We start from the raw sequence: 16,032 nt of genomic DNA, 5'->3' as shown, positions 1-16,032 counted from the left end.
TTTCATTAAATCACCTTGTAAAATTTGATTCATGACCTATAACTTAATTAGATAATATGTAATGACAAAAAAGTGAAGCTGGACTGGATATCCAGAACTTATTCTTCATCAAAACCTTTCACTGCTGCTGGGAGACATTCCAGCACAGTCCCAAGGCCTGAAAGGTGAAGGTTCATTGCAACTGCACCAACAACCTCTTCCCTTGTTGCACCAGATTTTTTAGCCATAACTGCATGCATCTTAACTCCCATGGGAGTTTTATTCGCAGTTTGGATGGCTATGTTTATCAACTGTTTGGTTTTAGGATCCAATCCTTTTAAGTCGCGCTGTGCTGCCACTAGATTGTTGAAACTGGCTGCAAGTTCTGGACATTCATTTTGAAATACTTCGTAGGGATTTTTGTTCATCAAAACACCTTTACTAGATCAACTTTTACAAACTATGATTGGCTTATTAGTAAACTCCTTTTAAATTATTGTGCCTTTAAAGTGTTGTGCCCTTCATCAGTTCCGGTTCCTTTCTAAAAGGGATCTTATATCCCTTGAAATTTTAAGTATCTCCTCCGGATTGAGGTTAACTGCTCTTTCGCTGATGATATTTGGATCTAGAGATGAAACAATCTTTTTAGCTGTTTTTTTATCAGTTACCTGTATCTCATGGAATGAATCAAGGAGAGCGTTTGCCACTTTTTTACGTTTATGCTGGAAAAGGGCCCTTGAAGTTTTTTTGAAGGTATCCTCATCACAAGCGCCTTCTCTTTTGTCAGGGGTTAATTTGATAACTGCAGAGGACACCTTTGGCTGGGGAATGAAGGCAGATGGTGGAACATCGAACAACATGGTAACCTTTGCACCAAAGTGCATCATAACAGACAACCTTGAATAATTTTTATTTCCAGGTTCTGCAACCATCCTCTCTGCAAATTCCTTCTGGTACATCAGCACTGCAGACTCGAAGTCATGTTCAAGGAGTTTAAATGTTATTGGGGATGAGATCTTGTATGGAAGGTTTGAAACAACCTTGTTGAACTCAGGAAAATCTATCTGAGTTGCGTCTCCCACAATCACTTCAACGTTGTGAATATCAAGGTCATCAAGCCTTTTTTTCAGAACATCTGCAATTTTAATGTCCTGTTCAACTGCCACAACTTTTTTAGCCCTCTCTGCAAGGGGAAGGGTGAGGGTTCCAATTCCTGCTCCAATTTCAAGAACAGTATCCTCAGTGGACAGTTCAGCACTTTTAACTATCCTTGAGAGTATGCCCGGGTTTATGAGGTAATTCTGTCCCTTCCTTTTGTCAAGCCTTATGTTGTTGGATTTCAGTACGTTGATGGTTTGAGACCTTAGATTCATGGTTAACTCCTAAAAAATAGTTAAAAATAGTTAAAAAAAGTGTAAGGGATGGTGTTAATTAACAAATACACCTACAGATTAGAAATGACGTTTTGGAGGCCTTGTAAAGAGTGTATATTTCTTTTTTCCTCTCTTATCGTCTGTTACTTCGAGTTCAAGAAGAACACGTTTCACAATAAGTTTCACAGGGTCTGATAGCATGGGAACTCTTTTTTTAATATCCTCAAAGCTTTCGAATTTCTTCTCCTGCCTTGCGTTTATTATGTCCCACATGTGTTTCTTCCCAATTCCGGGCAGAAGTTCGATCTGGTGAAGTCTGGTTGATATTGGGCCTGCTTCATTGAAGAATTCAATGAACTTATCCTCACGTTCTTTAACAATTTCTTCAATGACGTATCCAAGTTCTAACTTTGCTGTGGCAGTTAGTTTATCAGTTCGCAGACGTCTGTTCACACGTGCTATTTTATCCCTTTTTCCAGGGCCGATGTAAACCTTTTCATGTATGTCCAGTTGAGCCATGTCCTTTGGAATAAGTTCGAGGATTGTGAATTCCTCTGTCCCCACGGCCTGAGCTATGGGCTTTCTTTTAAATGAAGGCGCACCTTCCTTAAAATAACCTAAAGGAAGATAGTCAAGAATAATCGCATAATCTTCCATTCAACCACCCGGATGGTTTTTTTAATGTTAGACTTGAGTCTTGGGGATATCCATAATTTTAATTCGAATTATTCCCTGTACTTATCAACTATTTCCAGTATCTGTTCTAAATCTTCCTTTTTATGTGAACCCCTTTCCTTCGCAAATATCAACCTTAAATCTGCAAGATCCACAGGCATGAGGTCTGCGATTTTGGTGGCCTGACTTTTTTTAGCGATTTCCTTAAGTTCTTCCACTAATTTTAGTGCAGGTTCTTCTTCTATCTTTGAAAACTTTGTAACGTGGTCTAAAGCAATGTTTTGTTCGTAAGTAAGTTCATAAGATTCGGAACGTTCCTCAAGCATGGTTTTAACTTCAACAATTGTTACTGGATCAGTTTCTACCACTTTTTTTCCAATCATCAATATCACTCTTGGATTTTGAGGTGTTCTGGTCTTATTATTAACTTTTTAGCTTTGTTACCGTCGTTTATTTCTACTATGTATGCACTTCCCCTTTTTTTAGCCACTTTACCGGTTTTACCATGGAAACGTGGGTGGGGCTGGCCTCGGTGAATGCTTGAATCGATTATTATGTGAACGATATCATTTTCATCAAAGGTCTGTATTTTTTTGGTTATGGGGTTTGGTCTGTTTGGCCTTATACTTCTTTTAAGTTTTGAACGTGTTCTACTTCTAAAACCTCTTGATCTTCTCATTTTTGAACCTCCAAGTCAACCTTTAAAGGTTGATTGAAATAATGACTAAATGTCAGATTTATTAAGCCACAATCTAATGATCTTGGCTCATTCCGTCTTATCATACTACAACGTTGATTTCATCTCAAATAAAAGCTGATTCACAAGAATATTGAATAAAATCCGTTTAAATCAGATAATTTCAAACTGATGAAATGTCTGTTTCATCCTAGATTTATATCATTTTATGATTAACATCTTTTTTGTAGCTGATAGATGAGTTTGAATGAAATCCATATATATAATTGATCATTGAATGTTATTTTTCGCTATATATTAATATTGATAATTACACTCTTAAATGTTCACTTCCATTACATCGAGCTTGGTGCACAGTGCAGGGGTGCCAAGGATCTGGGAGACACTGGGGTTTGTCCTATCTTCATCTCCGGATATGAGCTCTTTTATGTAGAGTCCACCTTCACAGTGGATTGTAAGTTCGAATAAATTTGAACCCAACATTTCAAACTCCAGATTTTTCACATGACGTGTTCTTATCTTATCTGCGCGCCTGTGGGATACACGTATTGGGGTGCGTTGTTTGATGACGTCCAATGATTTTAGGGACTCAAGATCCTCAGTATCTACATCCTCTTCAGTTTGAACAAGTGCCCTGTAAACCTTGTAGGTGTCTGTTGTGGATGTTTTTATCTGGCTGCGCCTTTCTTTACCAACGAACTTCAGGTTCAGAACTTCAACTTTACCCTCTGCATGTTGGTTAACTCTTTTTTCAAGTTCTTCAAGATCTATGCTGCGAATCTTCGGCTCCTTGATCTCCAGGACGAAGGGTCTTCCACTGCCCAGCATTTTAACATCGATGTCCTCACGACCCGCACCATGGAATTTGGCTCCATTACCTCTGGTCATTTCAAGTGCATCCCCTGATACAAACTCTTCAACTGTTTCAAGATACATTTTACCTGTGTAATTGCACCTTTCACATCCCCTGCCTTTACATGCTGTGCAGGGCCATTTTGTCTGGGGAATACCCCTCACGAGTTTCCTGTACCTGCCCTCAATGAACAGAGGATTTATCTGGAGCTCTATGTTGCCCTTCTTAAAGTCCACAGTCACAACGAGGTGTGGGTTGTCGAATTCCACTTCTCTATGGAGTCGGATGGATAGATCCTTACCTATCTCTCTGTTGATCTCCTTTTTGATGTTTTCAACGTCAATGTGCAGTGCCTCACGAATTTCCTCCTCCCTCTTGAGGATTTCAGGATCCACACGACAACCAACGAGGAAGTGTGAAAATTCAATTCCTGATTCGTTTATTTTTTTGATTATTTTATCTGTGATACTGTTTTCTGCAGCATCAATCTCTTTGAAAAGATCGCCGCACACGTAGCACGGATTTGAGTTCTCTGTTGATGGAACGTCTTTGGAAACTTCAGATGCATTTTCAGACAACAGCTTCCTCACATACTCCCCCCTTTTCAGGTTTCCATCTCCAGGAATTGTTTTTGAGAAGTTTCTACCTAAACATCGATTGCATATATGACCATCAGTTATTTCAATAATTTTTAAAGCTTTATCCAATATTTCACTTATTTCTGGTTCCATTTCATATCTCATCCTTTAAAATACATCCTTAAATATGATTCATTATATTTAAATTAACGTAAATGTTGGATTGTTATTTTATAATGCTCTTTATTTTAAAATACTGTTGTTTCAAGAGCATTGTCCATTATATATCCTAATAAAAATTTTAATAAAAAATTAGAGGATTAAATTTATTCATTTTTAATTCTACTCAATTTTTAAGGGGAAAGTGAACTCAACTCCTGTTATTTTATAAAGAAGTTGGTTAACTGTTTTAATATCTTAATTTAATATTCTTAAAATTTAAAATGGGGTTTAGAAATTTGGATTTGAAGATTATCAGCGCATCATCTGACGCATCATCTGACCCATTGGTCCGCCCATTTTCCTCTTTCCAAAACCTTTCATGGCTTTTTTAGTGGTGTTGTAGTACTTCAAAAGCTCCTTAACGTCTTCATTTTTCATACCGGATCCACGTGCTATTCGCTTGATTCTGGACTGCTTTATAAGAGAGGGGTTTTCCAGTTCTTGCTCAGTCATGGAATCCATTAGTACCTTGTACTTACCGAGCTTTTCTTCAGTCACCTTTGAGGCGTTTTTAGGAAGCTTGGCACCCATACCAGGGATCATGTTCATAACCTGCTGCATAGGTCCCATTTTATTCATCATCTCAAACTGAGCATACATATCCTTTAGGGTGAATTTACCGCTGAGCATAGCGTCAACACTGTCCATATCCATGTCTTCTTCCGCTATTTCCTCGGCCCTTTCTATGAGACTTTTGATGTCCCCCATTCCAAGGAGTCTTGATATGAAACGCTCTGGATCAAAGGCTTCAAAGTCATCAACCCTCTCCCCGGTTCCTATGAACTTAATTGGGGCACCAATTTCAGCAACTGCAGACAGTGCACCTCCACCCTTTGCAGAGCCGTCGAGTTTGGTTATGATTATTGAACCAATATTTGTGGTTTTACTGAATGCAAGGGCTTGTTCTTTAGCCTGCTGTCCTATTGTTCCATCTATGACGAGTATAACCTCGTCTGGCTTAACTATGGATGAAAGACTTTCCATCTCATCCAGTAGGTCCTTCTCCTCCTTGTGCCTTCCTGCAGTATCCACAATTACAAGGTCCCTCTTCTTGAACTCTTCAAGACCCTTCCTTGCCAGATCAAGGGCGTCCTTGTTTTCAGGGTCACCGTAGAGGGGCACGTTCATTGGTTCTGTGAGCTGCCGTAGCTGTTCATATGCTGCAGGTCTCCATGTGTCTGTACAGACTATTGCCGGGTTGAAACCCTTTTTCTGCAGGTAACGTGTGAGTTTGGATATTGTGGTTGTTTTACCACTTCCCTGAAGTCCCATAAACAGGATCCTGTAGGGCTTTTTGTCTATTTCAACTTCCTGGGCTTTTTCACCAACGAGGTTAACCAGTTCTTCATAGACTATCTTTATAACGTGTTCTTTGGGAGTAACACCCTTTTGGGGCTCTTCATTCAAAGCCCTTTCCTCTATGGTCTTTGAGAGGTTGAGAACCAGTTTGATGTTAACATCAGACTGGATTAAAGCCCTCTGTATATCCTTTATAACCTCTTTAACGACTTCCTTGTCTATTATACTCATTCCTGCCAGCTTTTTCATGGTGTTGGTCAGGTTTTTGCCAAGATTGCCCAGCATGATTTTCACCAGTTCCTGTTGATCTGCATATTAATAAGTTAAAATGCTCTGAATTACAAATTCTAGTTTAGTAAACTGTTTTTAAGCTTCACGCGTTCAATTACTAATTTTAAGTGTAAAATTGTCACGTGCTGATTTTTATTGATTTGTTAAAGGATCATCTGGATTTCAATCCCCTTTAATGATTGGGTGGATCCTTTTATATCCTTGTCTTCATTAGATCCATGTCTTCCTAATAAATTTAAATTTATATTACAATCAACATTATAATAAATTTAGGTTAATATAATATGGTATAAAATGTTAGTAGAGAAATTTTGTTATTTCCTTTAAAAACTGAGAAATAAAAAAATTTGGATTTGCAGTGGATTTTATCCATTTTTAAGGATTCTACTAACGTAACTTCATTGGATTTGCTTGTTCGTATTGTTCAAACTATTAACTAAAAATTCTAATTACACTTCAAACACTTAGGTGATAAAATGTTCGAAAAACTTAAAAAAAGTCTAATAGAATCTCCTGTAGTAAAAAAAGGCGATTATGATTATTTTGTACATCCTGTTACAGATGGAGTTCCTCTAGTTGAACCTGAAATACTGGAAGAGGTTGCAGAAGGTATTTCAAAGTTTGGTGATATGGATGTTGACAAAATCGTATGTGTTGAAGCAATGGGAATACACATAGCAACTGCACTATCCCTTAAAACAGGAAAACCATTTGTTGTTATCCGTAAACGATCCTACGGTCTTGAAGGTGAGGTTGCAGTGCACCAGATGACAGGCTACAGTGAAGGGAAACTCTACATAAACGGACTCAACAAGGGGGACAAAGTGATCCTGGTTGATGATGTTGTGAGCACAGGAGGGACCATGATAGCCGTGTTAAAAGCCCTTGAAGCCATTGGTGTTGAAATCGTTGATGTTATGGCAGTTATAGAGAAGGGAAAAGGTAAATACGTGGTTGAAGACGAGACAGGGGTCAAGGTCAGGAGCCTGGTGAAACTGAACGTTGTTGATGGAAAGGTTGTAATAGAGGGCAGTGTTGACGAAACCCTGTGATTTTAAGGGTATTCATTATTTTAATCTTATAGATCTGGGAGGTAATGTATTGGGCTACGAATTTGATGTTGAAGGGGTTATAGAGAAAATAAAAAAGTTCCATGCAGAAGTTGTTGGGGTACAGTTTCCAGAAGGTCTTAAGATACATGCAACCAGGATAGCAAGACAGATCGAAGATGAAACTGGTGCAACCGTTATAATCTCTGCTGATCCATGTTATGGGGCTTGTGATGCAGCTGATACAGATATGAAGGATGTTGTTGATCTTTTGGTTCACTTCGGCCACACAGCACTGCCAATTAAATACGATATTCCGGTTATATTCGTTGAAACAAGATCTGACATGGATGTTCAAGGGGCGTTGAGCAGTGCAATGAAACTTCTTGAAGGCTACAAGAGGATAGGTTTGGTAACAACAGCTCAACACCTCTATCTTCTCCAGGATATGAAGAATTTTCTGGAAGAAAATGGGAAAGAAGTTGTTATGCATGGGGGGAGAGGCACCCAAAATGGTCAAATCCTTGGCTGCAACTTCTCATCCATAAAAGACCTCGAAGCCGATGCATTTCTCTACGTTGGGAGTGGAAACTTCCACACCCTCGGAATAAAACTCTTCACAGATAAACCAGTTGTAATAGCGGATCCTTACATCAACGAGGCAAGAGATATTGATGAATTTGCAGATAGAATTATGAGAATTCGCTTTGCAAGGATAGCCAAGGCAATGGATGCTGGAAGCTTTGGCATAATTGTTTCATCAAAGAAGGGCCAGTCCAGGATGGAACTTGCAAAAGTTTTAAAGAACATGATCCACAAAGAGAAGAAGGAAGCGTACATACTGATCATGGATGATGTTTCACCAGAGCTTCTAACTCCCTTCATGGACATAGATGCATTTGTAATGACTGCATGTCCAAGAATAGCTATTGATGACGCTAATATGTACAAAAAACCGCTTTTAACACCTCAGGAACTTGAAATAGTTCTCGGCAAAAGGGACTGGGAAGACTACATGATGGATGAGATCGAGCATTGAATGATGATGGTTAAAAGGCGAGTATTCTAAAAAAAATTCATTCAAATCCTGATCATTTTATTAACCATGTGGGTTAACATACGCATAATAACAGTTCAGTAAATAATGCGATTCTTATGTTTGTAGCCGGATACAAGGGTGTTGCATGTGGATAGCTACAACTCATGATTAGTTCATAGACTTTAGTTGAGGTGAATCAATGAAAACCAAATCTGGAGATTTTGTTCTACCTGGAGATTCTTTAGGAGTTAGTGAGGAGTTCCTTCCATCTGAGGGGACCTACGATGACGACGGGGAAATAAGGTCCCTCATTGCAGGAACAGTTTCAGTGGATGATAAGGAGAAAAAAATATCCATAATACCAAAAACCAGTTCTCCATCCCTTATTAAGAAGGGAATAGTAGTTGTTGGACAGATATCTGATGTCAGGGGTCAGAGAGCCCTTATGAAAATAGACAGCATCAAGGACAACAGCAGAGGTCTTGTAACATCTTTTTCAGGCGGAATACACATATCTCAGGCTGAAAAGGGCTATGTGGACAAATTGACCGATGAATTCAGAATCGGAGACCTTATAGAGGCAAGGGTTACAAAGGTCATTGGAATAGACAACGTTGACCTGACAACAGCCGAACCTGAACTCGGAGTTTTAAAGGCCATGTGCACTAACTGCAGGCACTTCATGAAGCAAACAGGTAAAAAAGAAGTCACATGTCCAAATTGTGGAAGGAAGGAGAAAAGAAATATTTCTTCGAAGTATGAGGGTTAATTCCCTGTTTTTTATTTTGGATCGCTAATTTATCATACAGAGATGTGTTGCTACCTTTTTTAGTCGTGCTAATGCTTCTTGATATTTAAATTTTAAAGTGGCATGTTGAAGAAAGGTCATTTATTTTTTGAAGGAATAATTCATGGATACTGTAAACTTAATTTTTAATTTATTATTTTCAATATTCGGTGTTGTTTTTATTGTTGGAACAGGTCTATCTATTCTTTTTTCTAAGCGAAAACATCTGGAAAAAGATTTAGATTATAAAAAAAGTTTTTTGGCATGTGTACTTGGAATTCTTTTTATAATCGGAAGTATTACAGGCCATATTTATGCTGTATTTTTAGTGATCATGATGATTAGTACTCCTTTCTTTTGGTATGCTAAGAAAAAGTATCCTGAAAAGTACCAATACTTATCTATGGGTATTTGGGATAAGATATTCTTTGTTTGGGTTATTCTTTGGTTTATCTTTATAATTGTTCTTTGTTTAGTTTATTAACCACAATTTTAGAGGCGGGCTAAGAAGAACAATAATTTTTTAGTCAATGAAAAATATTTATTCCTTTAAAATACATAACAGGAATAAAATTTTTTGAACCTTTATATAATATAAAATTTAATATAGAATTTCATATTAAAATTACTAAATAATATAAAAAGAAGCTTTGATAACTGCATTAAACTATATTATTTTTAATATGATTTGCGAAGTTTAGTAAAAACTCAGCATAAATGAATATTTTCAATGATATGAGGGATAAAATGAAGATAATAACCGATAAGAAAAAGGAATTAGAGATAGAAATTACAGGTGAAACCCACACACTCTGCAACGCCCTGAGAAAAACTCTCATGGAAGATGAGGATGTTGAAGCTGCAGCCTACGTCATAGAACACCCAATCATTGGAGAACCAAAGCTCCAGATAAAGGCTAAAAATCCAAAAAAATCACTTAAAAAAGCTGCAGAAACACTTAAAGCTCAATGTGATGAGTTCAAAACTCTTGTAGAATCTTCAGAATCCTAATTTTTTTATAGATTTTATAAACCCAAATTTTTATAAATTTTCTCTGGATAAGCAGATCTTCAGGTAACCTGATGAGAGATGAGAGCTGAAGAAAATCACCCCGAAATTATTCCAAAAAGAAATTTTCGGTCCATAAAACAGGAAATAAGAATTCTTGGAGTTGATGATGCTCCATTCACACCCCACACCAGTGATCCAGTCATGGTCGTTGGAACTGTCTTCAGGGCAGGTAAATGGTTCGACGGTGTTCTGAGAACCTTTGTACAGGTGGATGGTGATGATGCAACAGAGAAGATAATCTCAATGGTCAACGGTTCCAGGCAGAAGGAACAGCTTGGAATTATAATGCTTGACGGAGTTACCTTTGGAGGTTTCAACGTTGCAAACATCCCCAGGATATGCCGGAAAACAGGAATACCTGTGATCGTGGTGATGAGAAAGCAGCCGAACTTCGAAAGGATAAAAAAAGCCCTTCAGCACTTCAAGAACTGGGAGGATCGCTGGCAGAGTATTCTTGAAGCTGGTGAGATACACAGGGTTGATAAGGATGGTGAACCAGTATACATCCAGATATGTGGGATGGAACTGGAGGATGCAGTTGAAGTTGTGAAGCTTTCATCAACCAGAAGTGCCATACCCGAACCTATAAGGGCTGCACACCTAATAGCTGCAGGTGTCACAACTGGAGAGTCACGGGGAAGCGCTTAATATAACATTAAAATCATTGAAAACTGCGTACAATTTAAAGATGCTTTTTAGTAAGTAACATAATTTTTAGTAAGTAACATAAAATTAAGAATCTGAACTAATTTTAAGGAAGTGTTCAAATCAGAAATCCTTTTTTAACTGTCGATGCCTTGATTTACGATGACGATCAGGAAATATGTAATGGGGAAGTGTGTTTTGTCCTTATAAAACGTAAAAATGAACCTTACAAAGATTTCTGGGCGCTTCCAGGCGGATTCGTTGAGTACGGTGAAACTGTGGAAGCAGCGGCTTCAAGGGAAGCTAAGGAAGAAACAGGTCTAGAGATCGATCTTAAGGATCTTATAGGTGTTTACTCGAATCCAGAAAGGGACCCAAGGGGACACACAGTTTCTGTTGTATTTCTGGCACATAAATCATCTGGCAAACTTACTGCAGACACGGATGCAGAGGATGCCCAGTACTTCAGCATCCCTGAGATGTTAGAGCTTGATCTTGCCTTCGATCATAGGCAGATAATTGAAGAAGGCCTTAAAATCTTCAATAAATATAATGAATAGGATGCACTGAATTCAGATGCCTATTAATTCACATGAACCCTTCAACAACTTCTGTTGAATGTAATTTAAGGAAAATTTTTTAAACCAAGGCATTTAAAGGAGAATTGGTAAAAATAACCTTAAAGTAAAGGGAAAAAGTAAAAGGAATATCACTTAAATTAAAAAAGATAACTTACTAAAAAAGGCATACTATAAAGTACTTATCAAATCAGTACCTAAAAATACTAAAATTAAAAACTAAAATTAAAAATTGAATCATTTGAGTAAAATCAAAGTTTATTAATAACTAATTCAAACTTCTATTGAGGTTAGTTTATTATTAGGAGGATTTAAATGGAATTTTGTCCAAAATGTGGAACAGTCATGTTTCCTAAGGGGGACTGTTTCGAATGCAAGAACTGCGGATACACAAAGGAAATGACCAAGGAATCTGTGAGTCAGTACGAGGTTTCTGAAAAGGTGGATGCAAAAGAGAGTGTGATAGTTACAAGTGACAACATCCAAACACTACCAAAAACAAAGGTTAAATGTTCTAAATGTGGAAATAATGAAGCTTACTGGCGTTTAAGACAGACAAGAAGTGCTGATGAATCTGAAACAAGATTTTTAAGATGCACCAAGTGTGGACACACCTGGCGCGAGTACGATTAAATCCATGGTCAGATAACATCAGTTAAAGTGAAGTTCTACTAACTGTTTACTACAGAAAACATTACATTGCAATGTTTTAGAGGTTAAGGGGGACAATAAATTGGCAGAAGATTCAGATGAAAATTCAGGGAAGGTTTCAGAGGATAGATTAAATTCTCACAATGACGATGTTGATGCAGATGAAGTTTCAGGTTCCAAAAAATCATCATCCTTCGATATAAAAAAATTCTTTAAAACTAAGAATTCGGATGAAGAGCCTGTTGTTGAAGGCACAACTGAGGATCCAGTTACGGAGGAACCTGAAAGTAAAAACCCTCAAAAACCTGAAATAACTGAAAAAAAGGAATCTACTGAGGAACATCATGATCTCTCCTTCACAAAGGGATTCACGGGTCATGCAATTTTTGGGGACCTGAAATCCCATAAATCCCTTATACTCCAGGCACTGGCCACCTTACTGGGGGCAGTAATGATAGTCTATGGAATGTTTCTCTTCCTAAGCCCAACGGTTAAAGTGGCGGACAATGTAATGTTCGGTGATGAATCTGCGTTTGCAGTTTTATTGATTCTTTTAGGTGTTATTATAATTATTTTAGCATTTGCAAAGAGATTGTTTGGTGGAACATTCCTTCACAACATACACAAGGAAATTGAAGCTGCTGAAAAGAAGATCAACCCTGATAACGCAGAAAGTCAGGGTAAAGATTCAAAATCAGATTCAAAATCAAATAATGCCACCTCAGAATCAGATACAAGGGTCAAAGATGCCTCAACCAGTAGCAGCGATGCAAAGAATAATAACGATAAGAATAATAAGGATATTAGATCAGAAGATTAAAGGTAGAAAGGAGGATGAAAATGTTCAAAGCGGTTTTAAGCGATTCAAACATTTTGAAGACAAGTTTTGAAGCAATATCTTCAATTGTAGATGAAGTTCAGATGAAGGCAGACGGTGATGGATTACGGTTGGATGCACTGGACAGGTCCCACATCACATTCGTGCACCTTGAACTTAAATCAGCGTTATTTGATGTATTCTCATGTGACGAGCCCCTGAAGATCAACGTGGATACAGAAGAACTCATGAAAGTCTTAAAAAGGGCTAAATCCGAGGATGTAGTTGAATTAACGGTTGATGAAGGCAATTTAATAGTTACCTTTGAAGATGAGGCAAGGCGTACCTTCAAAATCAGACTTATAGATATAGAGTACGAGGCACCAAGCCCACCTGAACTTGAGTACCCAACTGAATTTGAAATACCTTTCAATCTTCTTAAAAATTCCATTCAGGACATAAGCATAGTTTCTGATAAAATTGCCCTTATTGTGGACTCTGATAAGTTCATTGCATCTGCAGAGGGTGAATTTGGAGATGCCAAGATCGAGTACCTCCACGGTGAAAAAATAACTGAGAATGCAAAATCAGTCTTCTCACTGGAAAAAATAAAAGAAATGCTGAAGGCAGATAAATTCTCTGAAACAGCTGTAATGAGACTTGGAAACGATATGCCCTTAACCCTGTCTTTGAACATGGTTGCAGATGAGGGTGAGCTAAGTTTCCTTTTAGCTCCAAGGATAGAAAGTGAGGAATAGGGTTGGATGAATTTTTCCAGACATTGAGGGAGATACAAAAAAAAGAACGTAGTATGAGTGGTCTATCCAGTGTGGGAGACAACTTTTACACCGACGTTTCAAACTACCTCAACGCCTTAATGAGGAAGATAGATGATAATCCATTTTCCTTCGAATCATACCTTTTAAGGGATGCCCAGAGGATAGTTGAAGAGATCTGTGAGAGAAGGGAGCATAAAATTGCAAACAATGCCGTTATGAATGTTCAAAGGGCCCGTCAGCTTTTCAAGGAATCCAAGGGTAAAAGGTCAAGGATTAAGAAGGAAAACCCCATAGCAGTTCCAGTGAACTCCACTCCTGAAGAAGAGGACCTTTACTTTCAAATCGTTGATTCTCTGGTCAAATACAGGGAGAGGATGGTCAAACCCCTCAGATCTTATCTCCACAAGAATGAAACCTCACTTGAAGCGCATGAGGAATCTCGTAACGATACTTCCAAATCTTCAGTGGCCACATCTTCCCAGTTACAGGGTAAACCTGAAGATGAAGTTCATTCACAATCTGATTCAGTTCCTGGAGATTTAGAGGCAGAATCTCCAAGGGATGTTAAAAGATCAGTTAAGGAGCCGGTTAAGGGGGATCCCTCTGGATTTGAGGATCAGATATATGAGATATACGGTTCTGAACCCTCAAAGCAGACTTCAGAAAAGGAAGGATTAAAAGGGTCTAATTCTGGGATTTCCAATGAAAAAAGTCCTGAAGCACACGAAACTTCAAATTCTAATGGGACGGCTGCCGGAATTTCAAGTTCAAATGTTTCAGATCTTGAAGGTTCAGGTCATGGAAGTTCCATTACACTTGGGGCAGATGAAACTTCAGATACATTAAAACCTGTGGCTTCAGACGGAACCAGTACATTAAAGACTTTGCTCATACTCGATGAGTTACCTTCAATTTTAGGCGTTGATAAGAATGTTTATGGTCCTGTTATTCCCCAGGACATCGTTACCATGCCTGAAGCAAATGCAAAGGTACTCATAAAAAACAGGAAAGGAATGGCCATCCAAAGATATAAATAAGCCATGAATAATAAACTAACATTAATATAAATTAGACTTTTTATTAAACGAGTTTAATGATCAGTAGTTTAAATAAGTTTCAAATATCAAAATAACTTATTTTTACATTTAAGAGGTGATTACATGAAAATTCCTAAAGAAAGGAGAACTTACTGTCCAAGTTGCAAAAAACATACAATTCACGAAGTATTTGAATCAAAAAGAAGGAAAGCAAGCGAATTAAAATGGGGTCAGCGTCAGTTCAGAAGGGTCACAGCAGGTTACAGGGGTTACCCAAGGCCGCTCCCATCAAGGAACAAACCAGTTAAAAAACTCGACCTCAGATACAAATGCAAAGAATGTGGAAAAACCCATATCAAACGATCCTCATTCAGAGCTGGAAAAGTAGAATTTAAGATGTAAGGTGGTTTTCATGGCGAAGTTCAGAACTCAAAAAAGCAACTTTTTAAGGGTTAAATGTGTGGACTGTGGAAACCAGCAGGTGGTATTTGACCATGCTGCATCCAATGTTCAGTGCATAATCTGCGGAAAGACCCTGGTAAAATCCAAGGGTGGAAAATCCGAGATAAAAGCTCAGATAATAGAAGTACTGGATTAAATCCAGTAAACTTAAGTTCGGTATTAATACAGGGATCTCCGGGTCCCGGGATTTTAAATCCCACTTAATTTCATATACTAATTCATGCAATACTCAATTAAATTCAGTTAAAACTTTTTTATCCAATTTTTTCACGGCTAATGGAAAGTTATTTGAAGGGTGTTGTAATTAATTTATAAATTAATAATGTACTTCATATCAAGTATATTTATTAGACATATTAGGTGTTCTAATGGTAAGAATGAGAAAACAATGGCCAGATGAAGGAGATCTTGTGGTTGGAACTGTCCACAAGGTTTTAAACTACGGGGCCTTCGCAAGACTCGAGGAATACGAGGGAAAAGAAGCTTTCATCCACATATCCGAGGTTTCCTCCGGTTGGGTGAAGAACATAAGGGACTACGTACGTGAAAATCAGAAAATCGTTGCAAGAGTCCTGAGGGTCAACCCAAAGAAGGGACATGTAGATGTTTCCCTTAAAAGGATAAGGGAAGATCAGAGAACAAGGAAGATGCAGCAGTGGAAGATCGAACAGAAAGCAGAGAAACTCCTGGAATTTTCTGCAAAACGCCTGGACAAAGACATGGAAACTGCCTATAAAGAGGTTGGATATCCTCTTATGGAAGAGTTTGGAGATCTTTACGGTGCCTTTGAGCTAGCTGCAGAAGAAGGTGTGGGTGCACTCGATGAAAGTGCCATAACTGATGAATGGGCCGAAGCAATCACAGAAGTTGCCAAGAAAAACATATCTCCACCTGAAGTTCACATAACAGGTTACGTTGATCTGAAATCCTACGCACCTGAGGGTGTTGAAGTTATAAAAAAAGCATTAAGTGCTATAGATGAAGGAGAAATTTCAGTACAGTGTGTTGGAGCTCCAAGGTACAGGTTAATGGTCAAATCTTCTGATTACATAACCGCAGAAACCATGCTTAAAGAAGCAGCAGAGAAAGCAATAGCTGTGGTAGAGGAAGAAGGTGGAGAAGGTAGTTTCCACCGTGAACTGGAATAACA

Annotated in this window: 21 protein-coding genes; 14 read left to right on the top strand and 7 right to left on the bottom strand. The window is 38.1% G+C overall.

The window, feature by feature from the left end; all coding sequences use genetic code 11:
* Positions 1-98: 98 nt before the first annotated feature.
* From MCBB_RS10925 to MCBB_RS10895, 7 genes are all read right to left on the bottom strand, one after another.
* Positions 99-407, bottom strand: coding sequence for a carboxymuconolactone decarboxylase family protein (locus MCBB_RS10925; RefSeq protein ID WP_071907789.1), 309 nt, complete (start codon positions 405-407; stop codon positions 99-101).
* Between the two features lie 96 nt (positions 408-503).
* Positions 504-1,352, bottom strand: a complete 849-nt coding sequence (gene rsmA, locus MCBB_RS10920) for a 16S rRNA (adenine(1518)-N(6)/adenine(1519)-N(6))-dimethyltransferase RsmA (protein WP_071907788.1) — start codon at positions 1,350-1,352, stop codon at positions 504-506.
* A gap of 78 nt (positions 1,353-1,430) precedes the next feature.
* Positions 1,431-2,009 (bottom strand): DUF655 domain-containing protein, encoded by a 579-nt coding sequence (locus MCBB_RS10915; protein ID WP_071907787.1) that lies wholly within the window; start codon positions 2,007-2,009, stop codon positions 1,431-1,433.
* A gap of 68 nt (positions 2,010-2,077) precedes the next feature.
* Positions 2,078-2,410: an RNA polymerase Rpb4 family protein gene (locus tag MCBB_RS10910; RefSeq protein WP_071907786.1), complete on the bottom strand. Its 333-nt coding sequence runs from the start codon at positions 2,408-2,410 to the stop codon at positions 2,078-2,080.
* Positions 2,411-2,415: 5 nt separating this feature from the next.
* Complete coding sequence (locus MCBB_RS10905; RefSeq protein ID WP_071907785.1) at positions 2,416-2,706, bottom strand: 50S ribosomal protein L21e; 291 nt, start codon at positions 2,704-2,706, stop codon at positions 2,416-2,418.
* A 336-nt stretch (positions 2,707-3,042) separates the two neighbouring features.
* Positions 3,043-4,308: a tRNA pseudouridine(54/55) synthase Pus10 gene (locus MCBB_RS10900; RefSeq protein ID WP_071907784.1), complete on the bottom strand. Its 1,266-nt coding sequence runs from the start codon at positions 4,306-4,308 to the stop codon at positions 3,043-3,045.
* A gap of 321 nt (positions 4,309-4,629) precedes the next feature.
* Positions 4,630-5,961, bottom strand: a complete 1,332-nt coding sequence (locus MCBB_RS10895; protein ID WP_071907783.1) for a signal recognition particle protein Srp54 — start codon at positions 5,959-5,961, stop codon at positions 4,630-4,632.
* Positions 5,962-6,443: 482 nt separating this feature from the next.
* Here MCBB_RS10895 and hpt point away from each other — a divergent pair, with 482 nt between their 5' ends.
* The 14 genes from hpt to MCBB_RS10825 all read left to right on the top strand — a co-directional run bounded on the left by hpt (position 6,444) and on the right by MCBB_RS10825 (position 16,030).
* A complete protein-coding gene (gene hpt / locus MCBB_RS10890) occupies positions 6,444-7,019 on the top strand; it encodes a hypoxanthine/guanine phosphoribosyltransferase (RefSeq protein ID WP_071907782.1) in 576 nt (191 codons plus the stop codon).
* Positions 7,020-7,068: 49 nt separating this feature from the next.
* The gene (dph2, locus tag MCBB_RS10885) at positions 7,069-8,055 is read left to right on the top strand and encodes a diphthamide biosynthesis enzyme Dph2 (RefSeq protein ID WP_071907781.1); all 987 of its coding nucleotides are present in this window, start codon (positions 7,069-7,071) and stop codon (positions 8,053-8,055) included.
* A 199-nt stretch (positions 8,056-8,254) separates the two neighbouring features.
* The gene (locus MCBB_RS10880) at positions 8,255-8,824 is read left to right on the top strand and encodes an exosome complex RNA-binding protein Csl4 (protein WP_071907780.1); all 570 of its coding nucleotides are present in this window, start codon (positions 8,255-8,257) and stop codon (positions 8,822-8,824) included.
* 142 nt (positions 8,825-8,966) lie between these two features.
* Entirely contained in the window at positions 8,967-9,326 is a 360-nt protein-coding gene (locus MCBB_RS10875; RefSeq protein WP_071907779.1) for a hypothetical protein, read from the top strand.
* A gap of 263 nt (positions 9,327-9,589) precedes the next feature.
* Positions 9,590-9,853, top strand: a complete 264-nt coding sequence (locus tag MCBB_RS10870; protein WP_071907778.1) for a DNA-directed RNA polymerase subunit L — start codon at positions 9,590-9,592, stop codon at positions 9,851-9,853.
* A 78-nt stretch (positions 9,854-9,931) separates the two neighbouring features.
* Complete coding sequence (locus MCBB_RS10865) at positions 9,932-10,561, top strand: endonuclease dU (protein ID WP_071907777.1); 630 nt, start codon at positions 9,932-9,934, stop codon at positions 10,559-10,561.
* 119 nt (positions 10,562-10,680) lie between these two features.
* On the top strand, positions 10,681-11,118 hold the full coding sequence (locus tag MCBB_RS10860; protein WP_071907776.1) for an NUDIX domain-containing protein: 438 nt from the start codon (positions 10,681-10,683) through the stop codon (positions 11,116-11,118).
* A gap of 333 nt (positions 11,119-11,451) precedes the next feature.
* On the top strand, positions 11,452-11,769 hold the full coding sequence (locus tag MCBB_RS10855) for a transcription factor S (protein WP_071907775.1): 318 nt from the start codon (positions 11,452-11,454) through the stop codon (positions 11,767-11,769).
* A 100-nt stretch (positions 11,770-11,869) separates the two neighbouring features.
* Positions 11,870-12,607, top strand: a complete 738-nt coding sequence (locus MCBB_RS10850) for a hypothetical protein (RefSeq protein WP_071907774.1) — start codon at positions 11,870-11,872, stop codon at positions 12,605-12,607.
* A gap of 20 nt (positions 12,608-12,627) precedes the next feature.
* A complete protein-coding gene (pcn, locus tag MCBB_RS10845; RefSeq protein WP_071907773.1) occupies positions 12,628-13,362 on the top strand; it encodes a proliferating cell nuclear antigen (pcna) in 735 nt (244 codons plus the stop codon).
* Positions 13,363-13,364: 2 nt separating this feature from the next.
* Positions 13,365-14,420, top strand: a complete 1,056-nt coding sequence (locus tag MCBB_RS10840; RefSeq protein ID WP_071907772.1) for a DNA replication complex subunit Gins51 — start codon at positions 13,365-13,367, stop codon at positions 14,418-14,420.
* A gap of 123 nt (positions 14,421-14,543) precedes the next feature.
* Positions 14,544-14,822: a 50S ribosomal protein L44e gene (locus MCBB_RS10835; RefSeq protein ID WP_071907771.1), complete on the top strand. Its 279-nt coding sequence runs from the start codon at positions 14,544-14,546 to the stop codon at positions 14,820-14,822.
* A 10-nt stretch (positions 14,823-14,832) separates the two neighbouring features.
* Positions 14,833-15,018 (top strand): 30S ribosomal protein S27e, encoded by a 186-nt coding sequence (locus MCBB_RS10830; protein WP_071907770.1) that lies wholly within the window; start codon positions 14,833-14,835, stop codon positions 15,016-15,018.
* Between the two features lie 232 nt (positions 15,019-15,250).
* A complete protein-coding gene (locus MCBB_RS10825) occupies positions 15,251-16,030 on the top strand; it encodes a translation initiation factor IF-2 subunit alpha (RefSeq protein ID WP_071907769.1) in 780 nt (259 codons plus the stop codon).
* Positions 16,031-16,032: the final 2 nt, after the last annotated feature.

This window comes from Methanobacterium congolense (assembly GCF_900095295.1).
GTDB classification, from domain to species: Archaea; Methanobacteriota; Methanobacteria; order Methanobacteriales; family Methanobacteriaceae; genus Methanobacterium_C; species Methanobacterium_C congolense.
Note: the sequence above shows the minus strand (reverse complement) of the source record. Positions and strands in the feature narration are given on the sequence as shown.